The sequence below is a fragment of the Streptomyces sp. S186 genome (assembly GCF_051603415.1).
In the GTDB taxonomy this organism is placed as follows: domain Bacteria; phylum Actinomycetota; class Actinomycetes; order Streptomycetales; family Streptomycetaceae; genus Streptomyces.
Map to the genome: position 1 here is coordinate 7,178,404 of NZ_CP193932.1, position 14,605 is coordinate 7,193,008.

Sequence of the window (14,605 nt, forward strand, 5' to 3'; positions counted from 1 at the left end):
TCCTGACCACACTGCGCCGCTCCGGCCCGCCGTACGCCCTGACCGCGGGCGCCTTCCTCAAGGCGGCCATGGTGACCTCGGGTGCGATCACCAATCGCATCGACCGGATGGAGGCCAAGGGCCTGGTCGAGCGCGTGCGCGACGGCTCCGACCGGCGGACCGTGAAGATCCACCTCACCGAGCGGGGTCATGAGATCACCGACACGGCGATGGCGGCGCACCTGCGCAACTACGCGGAGATCCTCAAGCCGCTCGACCGCGAGACCTGCGACCGCGTCGCCGCGGCACTGCGCACCCCCCTCGAAGCCCACGGCGACACGTCGATCAGCTGACGACGGCCCGGTCTGCGACCGGCTCGCCGTGGTTGACCCGAAGGGCTCAGTGGAGGCAGAGGCAGAACGGATGGCCGGCCGGGTCCGCGTAGACCCGCCAGTTGGCCTCCGGGCGGAGCTGGTCCGTCCGCTCCAACACCGTGGCGCCGAGGGCGAGCGCCCGCTTCTCCTCCCCGTCCAGGTCGTCCACGTCGAAGTCGAGGTGGAGCTGCTGAGGATGCTGCTGGCCGGGCCATGCGGGCGGCCGGTAGCCGTCCACCCGCTGGCAGGCCAGGGGTGTTCCCTCGAACCCGTGCACCTCGATCCAGTCGGGCTCCTCCGGCTTCGCGACCACCCGGCCGCCGAGCAGATCCGCGTAGAACTCCGCCAGCCGTACCGGATCGGCGCAGTCCAGCGCGACCGCCTGCAGCCTTCGAATCACTTCCGACACCCCTCGTTCCTCGACCGCTTCCGGGACTCCCGCGTACGGGAGTGGTCTTTCCCGCCGCCGCGGCGGACATGCGCAGCGGCGCACTGCGCCGATCCGCCACCGGGCTGTCGCGGGCCCGCGTCCATCGCGGACTCGTGCCCGTAGAGGTACGTCAGGGCGCGCTCCGCCTGACGGCGTTCGCCGGCCACTGGCGGCCGATGGAGCGCATCAGGGGCGGGTATACCCCGATGTACCGGAAGGGCTTGATGGCGGCCATGTAGAGACTGCCGAACAGCCCGTTCGGCTTCACCAGGACGGCCATCTGGCCGCGGTAGCCTCCGGACCCGTCCGGGACCCAGCCGATGTGCCTCACCGCGTGCACGGTCTTGTTGCCCATCTCGGCGGCCCACTCGCCGCCCGTCCGATTGCGGGAGGTGAACGGGGACGATCCGAGGTCGGGTCCCTGCGCGACCGGTTGCCGGTGGACCTCGCCCTCTCGGTGCGCATCGGCAACCACTTGCATGCGGCCGACGACGGCAAGCGCAGCCGCGCGGAAGTGAGGGAGCTGATCAGGCAACCCCTCAGTCCAGGGCCGTCGGTTGCGAGGCGGCTGTGGGAGTCGGCCGTCTTGTGCCTTCGGTCCGCCAGGCTGCCGCCAGCTCGGCGGGGAAGCGGCGGCCGCTGCGGGTGAGCAGCACGCCGGGGGCGAGTTCGACTTCGTCTCCTGGGCCGAAGGGGCGGTCCTGTCCTGGAGGCAGGTCTTTCCAGGGGCCCATTCGACCGCGTCGGCCGGCGGTGCGCATGCGCGTGCCGCATCTGCTGACATCGCGGACCAGGAGGATCCCGCTCTGCGCCGAGACGACGACATGCTCACGACTGACCCGGCCGGCGACGTCCGAGGGCAGCAGGGAGTACAGGACGATGCCGTTGACGGGGTTGCGCCCGACACCTGTTTGGGAGCCCTCTTCCACGGTGTAGCGGCCTTTGCACACACCGTGGATCATGGCTTTGAGCTGGGCCATGGCCGGACGGGGACCCGCGTCCGCCAGGGCCAGGCGGTGTACCTCGCAGCTGGGCACGCCCCCGAGCATGCGCGGCAGCAGCACCCGGCCGCCGCGGGGATCGTAGACGGTGCAGCGCGGCTCGGGGCAGCGCCAGAATCGGTTGACGACGCGGGTGAGCGGCTGGCCGGAACTCTTCAGCAGCTCTTGTTTCTTGAATGCCGCCAGTTCGTCGCTGCGAGAGATCTCGGCCTCGGTGCGGGTTCCCATGTGGAGCGGGATGAGGCGTACCGTGCCGGACGGTCCCGCCACCGGTTTCAAGAACCGGTCGGTGTTCCCCTGGATCCAGGGGAACACACGCCGGTAGGCGCCGAACCGGTCATTGGTGACGGCCCGGGTGTGCGCCGCGCTGGTCAGTTCCATCAGCTCCAGGATGCGCTGGTCGGCGTCGCCGGCCTGTTCTACCAAGCCGCTGTTGATCCAGCGGCGCAGCGTTCGCACATCCCCTGGATCCGCGAACTCGCGGGCCTCGCCGAGCAGGCTCTTGTCGGCCACGGGATAGACAGGGACGTCCGGATCTCCGGTCAGGCGTCCCAGGGCTTCCACCACCAGGCGGAACCGATGCAGGGACCGGGCTGCCGGGCCGCCAAGAGATCGCTCGCGCACGACGTTGGACAGGTCGACCAGAAACGCCGCCTGATCGGCCGCACCCGGCAGATTGTGCTCCATCGTTCCTCCGCACGGTCGCACAACGAGGATTTCGGCCACCTCGGCCCCGTCCCGCCGCTAGCATCGCACCCTCAGTACGGCCGGGGAGGGGATTCACATCAAAACAACGGGCAAGCATGGTCAGTTGAGGCAACTGCAGGCGAACGACCCGCAGATGGTGGGCGGTTATCGGCTGCTGGCCCGCATCGGCGAGGGCGGCATGGGTTCGGTGTTCCTCTCCCGCACCCGGGGCAACCAGCCGGTCGCGCTCAAGGTGATCCGCAGTGAGTTCGCGGAGGAAGAGGAGTACCGCCTGCGCTTCCTGCAGGAGGTCCGCGCCGCCCGCCAGGTACGCGGCTATCACGTCGTACCCGTAGTGGATCACGACTCCACCGGAGAACGGCCGTGGCTTGCCAGCACCTACATCCCGGGGCTGCCCCTGCACGCCGCCCTTGAGACCTTCGGCCCCCTGCCGGTTCCGGCGGTCCTTCAACTCGTCGGCTGTGTGGCGGAGGCGCTACGCGCCGTCCACGCCGCCGGGATCATCCACCGTGACCTCAAGCCCAGCAACATCCTGCTCGGTGCCGAGGGCCCCTGGGTGATCGACTTCGGCATCGCACGGGCCGCCGACTGTACGCAGCTCACCCGCAGCGGTGGTGTGGTCGGTACCCCTCAGTACATGTCGCCCGAACACGTGGCCGGGCTGCCCCTCACCCCGGCGGCTGACATGTTCTCGCTCGGCCTGGTCTCAGCGGTGGCAGCCACCGGAGACCATCCGTTCGGCGACGGCCAGGCCACCACCGTGGCCCACCGGATCGGCAACGCCGCCTCCCAACCGCCCGACCTCAGCCGCTACCCCGCCGAACTCCGCCCACTCCTCGACCGCTGCCTGGCCCCCGAGCCCGAACTCCGCCCGCAGCCAGCAGAGTTGGCCGGCCTGTGCGAGCAGGCATGCGGGCGCGAACTCCGCGACTTCAGCGGCTGGCTTCCCGCGCCTCTCACGACCGAGATCGCCCGCAGGGAACAGGCCATCCGGGAACTCCCGGATGCCCCCATGCTGCCCGCGCCCGGCACGTACGGGGCGACCGTCGGGCCCGACACCCCCACCCAACCCCCGCAGTCGGGCTCGCACCCACCGACCGCCGGCCCTGGCACACCCCCGACTGCCGCCCCCGCCCGTCGCCCTGCCGCACGCCGCCGCAAGCTCTTGCTTGCCGCCATCGCCCTGACCTGCGTAACCGGGCTGGGCGCAGTCCTGTATGCGTGGTCGAACGGCGACACCCCGCCCTCCCGCGCGCAGCAGCCCCCGGCGGCGGGCCGCACCCCGGCAACCACCCCACCGTCCACCGGCCCCGCCACGGCAACGCCGTCCGCAGGATCCGCCTCGGCCCCCGCGGTCGCGCCCACCGCGCCCGTCTTCGCGGCAAGACCACTGACTCTTCGCCCGCCGAGCGGCAACACCCTCTTCGTGGACCTCGACAAACCACAGTCCACGACCGACAACTCCAACACGGCGGGCGTGATCGAGCTGTTGTACGACAACGTCAACGGCTCGGTCAATGATGTCTACCGCAGGCTGCACTTCGTCACGCCCATGGGCGTCAGCGCCGGAACCACCTACCAGGAATGCCTGGCTGGCGCCCAGACCAACGTCCTGCCCTCGGACATCCCCAAGAAGGACCTGATCGACCGCACCACCCTCCACAAGGGCATGGTGCTCTGCACGATCACCACGGAGCACAACCTGGCCATGCTCGAACTCAAGGACGCTGTCGGCGGCCAGAGCGACATGCCCGAATTCGACATCCTCCTCACCCTCTGGAGGACCCCCAGCTGACAGTACTTGCGGAGGGCTCACGCTCGCCGAGACTGCCGAGGCGGCTGTCGTGGCACAGCAGTGCGTCCCTCGGTCCGTTCTGTTCCGAGGCCAGGGAACCATCCTTGTGTACGGCCTTCAGTGTGTGGGTCCCGGCGTACAGGGGCGGTGGCACGCCGGGCCTTTGCAACGGCGCCGCCGTGGACCGATCGCTCCTGCACGACCGTGACCGCGTGAGACTGCTCGTACCTCACCTCCACCGACAGCTCCGCGGTGGCCTTGGCCCCGATGCCTTCGACCTCGACGCCGGCCTCGAAGCCACCTTCATGCCAGCAGTCTCGCCAGGTTCAGCGAGGCCGTCAGGGTGGAGAAGCATCTGCGCCGCACGGTGTATTCGTGTGAGCGTCGAGGAAGACCCGCGCGCGTTCGGCAATCGGTCGGCTGGAGCCCTCCCCCAGAAGCAAGAGCACGGGCTGGTCGGAGTCCTTGAAACGCTCGGCTATGGGCTGAAGGGTGGTCGGCCCGGTGGCCATGCACATCCCCTTTCAGTCACTGGCCATGAACATCGGGGTGCACCCACCGACCCTCAGATCCCGCCCCAGCAGTCCCCACCTCAGCCCCCTGGTTCGCCTGCATCGCGTACCAGGTTCGGAGGGCGAAAATCGCCACCGAGTCACGGGCCGGGCGTCCGTGCGTCGTGGGGGTGGGGAGGCGCGCTCCCGCGCCAGCGGTCCCTTGGCGTTTCCAGTCCCCGTGGCCAGGCGTCAACCAATGTGGCACGACTCAAGACTCAACTGGCCAAGTGCGACGCTCACTGGCCGGCTACGACGCTCAGTCACAATGGCGCCGGCGCATTCACTCGTGTGAGTGCTGCGGCGAAATTCGAACATGTGATGCAATTTCTGGTGTGACGCACTACGCCTTTCCCACCGACCTGGTCCGGGCCCAGTCCGCCTGGTACGCCGCCTATCAGCAGCTCGCCGCCGAGGAGAGTCCGGCGCGGACTGCCGTGCTGCGCCGCCGACTTCAGCGGCTCTCCGTGCAGATCGCCACGCACCCGTACTGGGCCGACATCCCGGGCCGCGCCCCGGCCGCCCGGATGGCGCTCAGGGAGCTGGCGTGGCAGGAGCACCGGCCATGACCGGGCGGCGGGCCGGTCGGGCCGGTCGGGGTCATCGGCCGAGGCGACTGCGGAGCATGGTGAACATCGCGTCGAGTTCGGGGAGTTTGAAGAGTCTGGCGAGGACGAGGAAGAGGGTGAGGAGGATGGCCGCGCCGGCGGTCAGGGCGGTCAGGGAGCCCAGGGCGTCGCTGCCCATGGCGTGGAGCAGGGCGGTGGCGGTGACTCCGGCGGCGAGGGCGGCCGGTGCGGCGGCGACGCACAGGCGCGCGTATGTCCGCAGGACGCGCGCACCGTCCAGGTCGCCGCCCAGCCGCTTGCGCAGCCGGCGCCAGGCGACGGCGATACCGACGGCGAAGCCCAGGCCGTAGGAGGCGGCCATGCCGGCCACTGCCCAGTGCGCGGGAAGGAGGACGAAGGACAGCGCGGAGGCGGCGGCGTTGACCGCGGCGACGACGAGGGTGTTGAAGAAGGGGGTGCGGGTGTCCTCGTAGGCGTAGAAGCCGCGCAGGACGACGTACTGCGCGGAGTAGGGGATGAGGCCCAGGCCGAACGCCATCAGGACATGACCGATGCCCTGGGCGCCCGCGCTGCCCGAGCCGGCGTAGAGCAGGGTGGCCATCGGCGTGCCCAGCGCCAGGAAGGCGAAGGCGCAGGGGACGACGGCGACGGCCGAGGTGCGCAGGCCGTAGGAGATGTCGTGGCGGACGGCGGTGGCGTCGCCGTCCAGTGCCGCGCGGGAGATCCGGGGCAGCACGGCGGTCATGACCGAGACGGTGATGATGGCCTGCGGCATCTGCCAGATCTGGTAGGCGAATTGGTACGCGGTGAAGCCGGAGCCGGGGTGGCCGGCGCGGTCGGCGGCGGCGCCGGCCTTGGTGGCGAGCTCGGTGACGACGATCAGACCGAGCTGGTTGGCGAGCACGAACAGCAGCGTCCATTTGGCCAGGCCGGCAGCCTTGCCCAGGCCGTGGCCGCGGAAGTCGAAGCGGGGACGGAGCCGGACGCCGGCCTCGCGGAGGTACGGCAGCATGGCCAGTGCCTGGACGGCCAGGCCGAGCAGGGTGCCCAGGCCGAGGAGCCGGACGCCCTCGGGGGTGATGGTCGCCGCGCTGACGCCGGAGCTGGTGAAGCCGCCGAAGGCCCAGATGAAGGCGCCGAAGGCGGCGATGACGACGACGTTGTTGAGGACCGGGGTCCACATCATCGCGCCGAAGCGGCCGCGCGCGTTGAGGATCTGCCCGAGCACGACATGGATGCCCATGAAGAACATGGTGGGCAGGCAGTAGCGGGCGAACTCCACGGTGAGGGTCATGCGTTGGGGGTCGGCGGCGATGTCCGGGGACATCATGCGGATCAGCAGTGGGGCGGCCAGGACGCCGAGCGTGGTGACGCCGGCGAGGACGAGGACGACGAGCGTGAGCAGGCGGTTGGCGTACGCCTCGCCGCCGTCCTCGTCGTTCTTCATGGCGCGGACGAGCTGCGGGACGAACACCGCGTTCAGCGCCCCGCCGCTCACCAGCACATAGATCATCGTGGGCAGGGTGTTGGCGACCTGGTAGGAGTCGCCCAGCGTGCTGACGCCGATCGCGGCCGCCATGACGAGGGTGCGCAGGAATCCCGTGATCCGGGAGACGATCGTGCCGGCCGCCATCAGGGCGCTGGACCTGCCCAGGCGGGCGGTGCCGCTCTTCGGTTCGGGTACGGACGCCGGGGCGGGTGCGGTGGCCTGCGCCGTGGTCTCTGCGGTGGCCGGGCGCAGCGGAAGGGTGTCGTCCGGCAGACGGCTGGGCGGCCCGCCCGGTCCGTGGGCCTGTTCGCTCGGCGCCGCCATGCCTGTTCCTCCTCATCTGGGCGGGCCCCGCGGCCCGTCGTCGACTGCCCACCCTCGCATCCCGCGCGGGCCGGTCGTTCGCGGACCGTCGCGGGCGGGGGCATTCCCGTCATCTTCGGCCATGTTCGGCCGGAAGTCCGCCTGGTGAAGCGGGCCGTGGAAGTCCGGTATGATCATGACCGAACTCCGGTCCTGCGGACGGGAGTCGCGCGTCCGTGGTCCAAGGAAAGACGTCCACCAACCGGTGGGAGATGCAGGTGCAAGGCCGGCCGGGCGCTCCGGAGAAGAAGACGAGGTCCCTTTCCCGCGCGGGAAAGGGACCTCGTCGCATGTGCGGTCGGCCTTGGGCGTCCGCCGCGGAGCTCAGGGGCCGGTGGCCCCGTCCACGCCCTCGCGCAGGAAGTCGGCATGGCCGTTGTGCCGGGCGTACTCGTGGATCATGTGCAGCATGATCAGGCGGAGCGAGACGTCCTTGCCCCACCGGGGCTGATGGGCGGTGAGGTCCAGGGACTCGGCGGCCTCCTCGATGCGCCGGGAGTGTGCCACCTCGGCCTGCCAGATGGCGAAGGCCGCGGCGCCGGTGGACTCGCCGTCGTCGAACGCGGCCTGGAAGTCGCCCTCGTCGGACCAGATCAGCGGGATGTCCTCGCCGTTGATCACCCGGCGGAACCAGGTGCGCTCCACCTCGGCCAGGTGCCGCACCAGGCCGAGCAGAGAGAGCGTCGACGGCGGCATGGAGCGCCGCCGCAGCTGTTCGTCGGTCAGCCCCTCGACCTTCATCGCCAGGGTGGCCCGGTGGAAGTCCAGGTAGGCGCGGAGCATCTCACGCTCACCGGCCTGCGAGGGCGGATCGATCCGTTCAATTGTCATGTACGGAGAGGGTAGCGGCGTGCCGCACTGTATGCCGCGGCCCGGGGGCCGCCGCCTCCGGGCCGTATGGCGGCGGCGCGGCGACCTCGCCGCACCGCCACTGCTAGGGCAGATACCGCTCGATGGCGGCCCGCCCCTTCTCATCGATCATGCGCTGGGCCCAGGCCAGACTGTGCGGCGTGGGCTCCCGCCCGGACGCCCTGACCAGGTCCTCCGCGTCGAAGGGCCGCTCGCTACCGGTGTACAGCTCCGCTGGCCGCTGCTGGGCCGGGGTCTCACTGCCATTGGTCGTCACAGGTCCTCCTCTTTCCGCGCCCGCCGAGTGCCGGGACCTCGCTGGTGGTTTCCATCATGGGACCGGCTCCGCCGACCCGCACGGCGTACCCCGGGTTGCCTGCTCAGCCCACCGGCCGCGGAGCCCCCGGATAGTCCGGCGGGAACGCCTGCTCCGTCCAGATCGTCTTGCCGGTCCGCGTGTACCGCGTCCCCCAGCGTTGCACCAGCTGCGCCACGATGAACAGCCCCCGGCCGCCCTCGTCGTCGCTGGCGGCGTACCGCAGGTGCGGAGAGGTGTGGGCGGTGTCGGAGACCTCCGTCACCAGCGCCAGATCCCGCAGCAGCCGTAGGTGCACCGGCCCGGAGGCGTGCCGGACGGCGTTGGTGACCAGCTCGCTGACCGTCAGCTCGCTCGCGTAGGACAGCTCCGCCAGGCCCCACCGCGCCAGCTGCCCGGTGGCCAGCTCCCGGGCGGTGGCGACCGCGGCCGGCTCCGCGGGCAGCTCCCAGGCGGCCACCTGCCGGGCGTCCAGCTCTCTGGTCCGCACCAGCAGCAGCGCCGCGTCGTCGGCCGTCGTCCCGCCCGGCAGCAGCTCCGCCAGCGCCCGGTCGCACAGCTCCTCCAGCGGCCGCCCGTCCGCCCGCAGCACCTCGGCCAGGATCGCCAGCCCGGCGTCGACGTCCCCCTCCCGGCCGCGCAGCAGCCCGTCGGTGAACAGCGCCAGCAGGCTGCCCGCCGGCAGCTCGGTCTCCCAGGACTCGAACGGCAGGCCGCCCAGCCCCAGCGGCGGCCCGGCCGGCAGATCCGGGAAGGACACCGCGCCGCCGGGCGCCACGACGGCCGGCGGCGGATGCCCGGCCCGGGCCATCGTGCAGTGTCGCGAGACCGGGTCGTAGACCGCGTACAGGCAGGTCACGCCGGGGGTGACGGCGTCCGGGCCGGGTTCCGCCGCGCCCCCGGCGGCGCGTTCCTCCGGGGTCTGCCCCACCAGGTCGTCGAGCCTGCCGAGCAGCTCGTCGGGCGCCAGGTCCATCCGGGCCAGCGCCCGTACGGTGGTGCGCAGCCGTCCCATCGTGGCCGCGGCCTGGAGCCCGTGTCCGACGACGTCCCCCACCACCAGCCCGACCCGGGTGCCGGACAGCCCGATCACGTCGAACCAGTCGCCGCCCACCCCGGCCCGGTCGTCGCTGGGCAGATAGCGGTAGGCCATGTCCACCGCGGACTGCGCGGGCAGGTGCTGGGGCAGCAGATCGCGCTGGAGGGTGAGCGCCGCGGTGTGCTCGCGCGCGAACCGGCGGGCGTTGTCCATGGAGACCGCGGCACGGAGGACCAGTTCGTCGGCCAGGTCGACCTCGCCGCTGTCGAAGACCCGCGGACTGTCCCCGCGGTCGAAGGTGACCAGCCCCATGAGGGGGCCGCCGGCCCGCAGCGGCACCACGATCGTCCGCTCGGTGCGGATCAGCCCGCCCGACGACAGGCTCCGGTACGGCAGCATGCCCCGCCGGTAGGCGACCGGGTGCGGCGGGAGCGGCGGCCGGTCCGGCGGGTCGTCCCGGGAGCGGGCCGCGACCCGGACCAGTTCGGGCACCCCGGCCCCGTCCGGCTCCGGATCGCCGCCCTCCAGCACTGCGCGCACCAGGTCGACGGTGACCGTGGCCGCGAAGTCCGGGACCGCGACCTCGGTCACCTCCCGTGCGGTGCCGACCATGTCCAGCGTGGTGCCGATCCGCCGGCCGGCCTCGACCAGGAGGTTCAGCCGGCGCTGCGCCTGGTAGCGGTCGGTGATGTCGAAGGAGTCCTCGCAGACCCCCAGCACCCGCCCGTCCGGGTCCTGGAGCCGGTAGTACGAGCAGGACCAGACGTGCTCGGTGCCCGGGTCGGTGGGCTGCTCGCCGACGAAGTGCAGATCGACGAAGGGCTCACCGGTCGCCAGCACATGGCGCATCACCACCTCCAGCTCGTGCGGGTAGCCCTCGGTCACGAACTCGCCCGGATACAGCTCGTCCGCCCGCTTGCCCATCAACTGCCGTAGCGGCAGCCCGATCTCCCGCCCGTACGAGCTGTTGAACCACGTCAGCTGCAGGTCGTTGTCATAGATGGCCAGTCCCACCGGCGACTGCGTCGCCAGCCCGTGCAGCATCGCCTGGCGTGCCTCCCACCGCCGCAGGTCGTCCAGGCCCGTCGCCACCAGGACCCGGGCCGGCCCCTCAGCGGTGTCCTGGAGCGCGTCGGACAGCGGGCACATGGTGACCGCCACCGGCAGCCGGTGGCCGTCCGCGTGCCGGGCGGTCCGGGCCTCGATGCTGGCCATGTCCGGGCCCGACGGCTCCGCGAGGCCCGGGGCACGGTCGGCCGTGGCCGGCAGAAAGACGCCGACGGGCCGGCCGACGATGTCCTCCGGTGCGTAGCCCAGCAGCTTCCGGGCCGCCGCGCTCCACCCGATCACCAGCCCCCGGGCGTCCAGTACCGCCGTGGCCGCTCTGGTGACGTCGAGGGGACCACGGAAGTCGGCGCTCGTCGCCGTGCTCCATGCGTTCATGGCATCAACCCAGCCCGGTTCGGTACCTCCAGCATCGAGCCCGGTATCGAGCCGCACAACCGGCTCTGCCCCGAGCGGGCGACCGGTGGCGGACGTCCCTTGGTGCGGGGCCGGGCGGTCGCTGGCACAGTGGGAGGGGGCGCCGAGGACCCGGCCGCGATCCACGCCGTCCCGCGCGGGCTGACGGCTGACGCACGTTCACCCGTCGAACGGCCCGAGCACCAGGAGGCAGATGCCGATGCCGTCGCCCCGCCCGACCGCTCCGGTACGCGGCGCGCCCTGCTGGGTGAGCCTGATGACCAGCGACCTGCAGTCCGCCCATCGCTTCTACGGAGCCGTGCTGGGCTGGCAGTTCCGCTCGGCCAGCCTCGGCGAGGAGTTCTCGGTCGCCCTGCTCGACGGGGAGCCGGTCGCCGGGATCGGGGCGCTGGCACCGAGCTTCCAGGTGCCGGTGGCCTGGACGGCGTACTTCGCGGTGCCGGACGCCGACGACGCCGCCGCCCGGATCCGCGAGCGCGGCGCCACGGTCGCCGTGGGGCCGCTCAAGCTCGGCCCGGGGCGGGCCGCCCTCGCCGCGGACCGCGACGGTGCCACCTTCGGCTTCTGGGAGGGGCAGACGCTGGCCTGGTCGGTGGGCACCGGCCACGCCCCGGCGATCCTCGAACTGCGCACCAGGGACGCGTTCGCCGCGGCCATCTTCTACGCCGAGGTCTTCGACTGGGCGTCGGAGAAGCCGGGCGGCTGCCAGGTGACGTACGAGCACGACGAGGTGATCGTGCACGACGGGACGCATGTGGTGGCGGCGCTGCGCGGCGGGGCGGTGGAGGCCGCCCCGGATCCGCGGGTGCGGCCGCAGTGGCATGTGCACTTCCGGGTGCCGGACGTGCCGGCGGTGACCGAGGCCGCGGTGGACGCCGGCGGCACCGTCACCCCGGTGACCGCGACCCGGGACGGGACCGGCAGCCAGGCGATGGTGCGCGATCCGGACGGCGGCCTGTTCACCGTGACGGGGCCTGGACCGCCGGACTGATGCCGGTAGCGGGGGCCACCGGCCGGCGCCTCGGCAACTCCCGCCCCTCCAGGCCGTTTTCGGCCCGGGCCGCTGCCGACAGCTGTCATCCCCGGACGGCCGCGGAGGCGCCGGCCGTGGACTGGTGTGACGGCTCCGCATTCATGTGACGAGTGGGGCGTAAAGGTGATCTGAGGGCGCGGTTAAGAAATCCTCGATGGACCCGGAGCCCGCCATAGGGAAGATTTCTGGCCGAGATCGGCGGGCTCACCTGGCCCCCGTGACGTCACAGCACTCATTCACGTACGGGAGCCGATGCGGTGAAGGCACTGGTCAAGCAGAAGGCGGAACCGGGACTCTGGCTGACGGACGTGCCGGAGCCGGCGATCGGCCCGGGGGATGTGCTGATCAAGGTGCTGCGCACCGGCATCTGCGGCACCGATCTGCACATCCGCGCCTGGGACGGCTGGGCCCAGCAGGCGGTGCGCACCCCGCTGACCGTCGGCCACGAGTTCGTCGGGGAGGTCGTCGAGACCGGCCGCGACGTGACCGACGTCAACGGCGGCGACCTGGTCAGCGGCGAGGGCCACCTGGTCTGCGGCCACTGCCGCAACTGCCAGGCCGGCCGGCGCCATCTGTGCCGCGCCACGGTCGGCCTGGGCGTCGGCCGGGACGGCGCCTTCGCCGAGTACGTCGCGCTGCCCGCCTCCAACGTCTGGGTCCACCGGGTGCCCGTCGACCTCGACATCGCCGCGGTCTTCGACCCGTTCGGCAACGCCGTGCACACCGCGCTCTCCTTCCCGCTGGTCGGCGAGGACGTCCTGATCACCGGGGCCGGCCCGATCGGCATCATGGCGGCGGCGGTCGCCCGGCACGCCGGCGCCCGCCACGTGATGATCACCGACGTCAGCGAGCAGCGCCTGGCGCTGGCCCGCAAGGTCGGCGTCAGCCTCGCCCTCAACGTCGCCGGCCGCTCGATCGAGGACGGCCAGCGCGAACTGGGCCTGCGCGAGGGCTTCGACATCGGCCTGGAGATGTCCGGCCGGCCCGAGGCGATGCGCGACATGATCGCCAACATGACGCACGGCGGCCGGATCGCCGTCCTGGGGCTGCCCTCCGAGGAGTTCCCGGTCGACTGGTCCCGGATCGTCACCTCGATGATCACGATCAAGGGCATCTACGGCCGGGAGATGTTCGAGACCTGGTACGCGATGTCGGTGCTGCTGGAGGGCGGCCTCGACCTCGCCCCCGTGATCACCGGCCGCTACCCGTACCAGGAGTTCGACGCCGCCTTCGCCGACGCGGCGAGCGGCCAGGGCGGCAAGGTCATCCTCGACTGGAGCGCCTGAACCCCCCGCCCTGACTGACTCGCGCACCCTTAAGGAGACACCCCTGATGTTCGACGCCGTACGCGACGACCTGCGCACCGACCTCGACGAGATCCGCGCCGCCGGACTGCACAAGCCGGAGCGGGTGATCGGCACCCCGCAGTCCGCCACCGTCGCGGTCACCGCCGGCGGCCGCCCCGGCGAGGTCCTCAACTTCTGCGCCAACAACTACCTCGGCCTCGCCGACCACCCCGAGGTCATCGGCGCCGCCCACGAGGCCCTGGACCGCTGGGGCTACGGACTGGCCTCGGTCCGCTTCATCTGCGGCACCCAGGAAGTGCACAAGGAACTGGAGCGGCGGATCTCCGGCTTCCTCGGCCAGGAGGACACCATCCTCTACTCCTCCTGCTTCGACGCCAACGGCGGTGTCTTCGAGACCCTGCTCGGCCCGGAGGACGCGGTCATCTCCGACGCCCTCAACCACGCCTCCATCATCGACGGCATCCGGCTCTCCAAGGCCCGCCGCTTCCGGTACGCCAACCGCGACATGGACGACCTGGAGCGGCAGTTGAAGGAGGCGCAGGGCGCCCGGCGCACCCTGATCGTCACCGACGGCGTGTTCTCCATGGACGGCTACCTGGCGCCGCTGCGGGAGATCTGCGACCTGGCCGACCGCTACGGCGCGATGGTGATGGTCGACGACTCGCACGCGGTCGGCTTCGTCGGCGCCGGCGGCCGCGGCACCCCCGAGCTGTGCGGCGTGATGGACCGCGTCGACGTCCTCACCGGCACCCTCGGCAAGGCGCTGGGCGGCGCCTCCGGCGGCTATGTCGCGGCGCGCGCCGAGATCGTCGCGCTGCTCCGCCAGCGCTCCCGCCCCTACCTCTTCTCCAACTCGCTCGCGCCGGTGATCGCGGCCGCCTCGCTCAAGGTGCTCGACCTCCTGGAGGGCGCCGGCGACCTGCGCGAACGCCTGCACGCCAACACGGCGCTGTTCCGCTCCCGGATGACCGAGGAGGGCTTCGCGATCCTGCCCGGCGAGCACCCGATCGCGCCCGTCATGATCGGTGACGCGGCCGAGGCGGGCCGGATGGCCGAGCTGCTGCTGGAGCGCGGGGTGTACGTGATCGGCTTCTCGTACCCGGTGGTCCCCAAGGGGGAGGCCCGGATCCGCGTGCAGCTCTCCGCCGCCCACTCCACCGAGGACGTGCACCGCGCGGTGGACGCCTTCGTGGCCGCCCGCGCCGCACTGGAGAGCTGATCTCACGGTTTCCGGGGCACAGGGCGGCCTTCGGGCCGGTCCGGTGGATCATGTGGATCACGGCCGGGTCCGCGACTGATCCACCGGACAGGCCCGGGCCC

At 71.8% G+C, this 14,605-nt stretch carries 13 protein-coding genes; 6 read left to right on the top strand and 7 right to left on the bottom strand.

The features are described 5' to 3' along the window. Positions 1 to 38 precede the first annotated feature (38 nt). Positions 39 to 332 (top strand): MarR family transcriptional regulator, encoded by a 294-nt coding sequence (locus tag ACRAS8_RS31000; RefSeq protein ID WP_438490649.1) that lies wholly within the window; start codon positions 39 to 41, stop codon positions 330 to 332. Positions 333 to 378: 46 nt separating this feature from the next. On the opposite strand, the gene ACRAS8_RS31005 is transcribed toward ACRAS8_RS31000, so the two are convergent. The 3 genes from ACRAS8_RS31005 to ACRAS8_RS31015 all read right to left on the bottom strand — a co-directional run bounded on the left by ACRAS8_RS31005 (position 379) and on the right by ACRAS8_RS31015 (position 2,471). Continuing rightward, complete coding sequence (locus ACRAS8_RS31005) at positions 379 to 753, bottom strand: VOC family protein (protein WP_438489287.1); 375 nt, start codon at positions 751 to 753, stop codon at positions 379 to 381. Between the two features lie 160 nt (positions 754 to 913). Beyond that, on the bottom strand, positions 914 to 1,264 hold the full coding sequence (locus ACRAS8_RS31010; protein WP_438489288.1) for a DUF2867 domain-containing protein: 351 nt from the start codon (positions 1,262 to 1,264) through the stop codon (positions 914 to 916). A 58-nt stretch (positions 1,265 to 1,322) separates the two neighbouring features. Then, positions 1,323 to 2,471 (bottom strand): FHA domain-containing protein, encoded by a 1,149-nt coding sequence (locus ACRAS8_RS31015; protein WP_438489289.1) that lies wholly within the window; start codon positions 2,469 to 2,471, stop codon positions 1,323 to 1,325. 124 nt (positions 2,472 to 2,595) lie between these two features. On the opposite strand from ACRAS8_RS31015, the gene ACRAS8_RS31020 reads away from it, so the two are divergent. Next, positions 2,596 to 4,287: a protein kinase domain-containing protein gene (locus ACRAS8_RS31020; RefSeq protein ID WP_438489290.1), complete on the top strand. Its 1,692-nt coding sequence runs from the start codon at positions 2,596 to 2,598 to the stop codon at positions 4,285 to 4,287. Between the two features lie 886 nt (positions 4,288 to 5,173). Next, positions 5,174 to 5,407 (top strand): hypothetical protein, encoded by a 234-nt coding sequence (locus ACRAS8_RS31025; RefSeq protein WP_438489291.1) that lies wholly within the window; start codon positions 5,174 to 5,176, stop codon positions 5,405 to 5,407. A gap of 31 nt (positions 5,408 to 5,438) precedes the next feature. Here ACRAS8_RS31025 and murJ read toward each other — a convergent pair whose 3' ends face one another. From murJ to ACRAS8_RS31045, 4 genes are all read right to left on the bottom strand, one after another. Then, positions 5,439 to 7,220: a murein biosynthesis integral membrane protein MurJ gene (gene murJ, locus ACRAS8_RS31030; RefSeq protein ID WP_438489292.1), complete on the bottom strand. Its 1,782-nt coding sequence runs from the start codon at positions 7,218 to 7,220 to the stop codon at positions 5,439 to 5,441. A 363-nt stretch (positions 7,221 to 7,583) separates the two neighbouring features. Next, on the bottom strand, positions 7,584 to 8,090 hold the full coding sequence (locus tag ACRAS8_RS31035; RefSeq protein ID WP_438489293.1) for a DinB family protein: 507 nt from the start codon (positions 8,088 to 8,090) through the stop codon (positions 7,584 to 7,586). Between the two features lie 103 nt (positions 8,091 to 8,193). Then, the gene (locus tag ACRAS8_RS31040; RefSeq protein ID WP_438489294.1) at positions 8,194 to 8,385 is read right to left on the bottom strand and encodes a hypothetical protein; all 192 of its coding nucleotides are present in this window, start codon (positions 8,383 to 8,385) and stop codon (positions 8,194 to 8,196) included. A 103-nt stretch (positions 8,386 to 8,488) separates the two neighbouring features. After that, complete coding sequence (locus tag ACRAS8_RS31045; RefSeq protein WP_438489295.1) at positions 8,489 to 10,906, bottom strand: SpoIIE family protein phosphatase; 2,418 nt, start codon at positions 10,904 to 10,906, stop codon at positions 8,489 to 8,491. A 295-nt stretch (positions 10,907 to 11,201) separates the two neighbouring features. Here ACRAS8_RS31045 and ACRAS8_RS31050 point away from each other — a divergent pair, with 295 nt between their 5' ends. The 3 genes from ACRAS8_RS31050 (at position 11,202) to ACRAS8_RS31060 (ending at position 14,504) form a co-directional block, all read left to right on the top strand. Continuing rightward, positions 11,202 to 11,936 carry a VOC family protein gene (locus tag ACRAS8_RS31050; RefSeq protein WP_438489296.1) on the top strand — a complete coding sequence of 245 codons (735 nt, stop codon included), beginning with the start codon at positions 11,202 to 11,204 and terminating at the stop codon, positions 11,934 to 11,936. Positions 11,937 to 12,235: 299 nt separating this feature from the next. Beyond that, positions 12,236 to 13,264 (top strand): L-threonine 3-dehydrogenase, encoded by a 1,029-nt coding sequence (gene tdh / locus ACRAS8_RS31055; RefSeq protein WP_438489297.1) that lies wholly within the window; start codon positions 12,236 to 12,238, stop codon positions 13,262 to 13,264. Between the two features lie 46 nt (positions 13,265 to 13,310). Continuing rightward, the gene (locus ACRAS8_RS31060; protein ID WP_438489298.1) at positions 13,311 to 14,504 is read left to right on the top strand and encodes a glycine C-acetyltransferase; all 1,194 of its coding nucleotides are present in this window, start codon (positions 13,311 to 13,313) and stop codon (positions 14,502 to 14,504) included. The last annotated feature ends 101 nt before the right edge of the window (positions 14,505 to 14,605 follow it).

What these genes read in the sequence shown, in the direction of transcription:
- ACRAS8_RS31010 (WP_438489288.1), bottom strand. Translation starts at nt 1,264, where the DNA reads ATGCAAGTGGTTGCCGATGCGCACCGAGAGGGCGAGGTCCACCGGCAA.
- ACRAS8_RS31015 (WP_438489289.1), bottom strand. Translation starts at nt 2,471, where the DNA reads ATGGAGCACAATCTGCCGGGTGCGGCCGATCAGGCGGCGTTTCTGGTC.
- murJ (WP_438489292.1), bottom strand. Translation starts at nt 7,220, where the DNA reads ATGGCGGCGCCGAGCGAACAGGCCCACGGACCGGGCGGGCCGCCCAGC.
- ACRAS8_RS31035 (WP_438489293.1), bottom strand. Translation starts at nt 8,090, where the DNA reads ATGACAATTGAACGGATCGATCCGCCCTCGCAGGCCGGTGAGCGTGAG.
- ACRAS8_RS31045 (WP_438489295.1), bottom strand. Translation starts at nt 10,906, where the DNA reads ATGAACGCATGGAGCACGGCGACGAGCGCCGACTTCCGTGGTCCCCTC.
- ACRAS8_RS31050 (WP_438489296.1), top strand. Translation starts at nt 11,202, where the DNA reads ATGACCAGCGACCTGCAGTCCGCCCATCGCTTCTACGGAGCCGTGCTG.
- ACRAS8_RS31060 (WP_438489298.1), top strand. Translation starts at nt 13,311, where the DNA reads ATGTTCGACGCCGTACGCGACGACCTGCGCACCGACCTCGACGAGATC.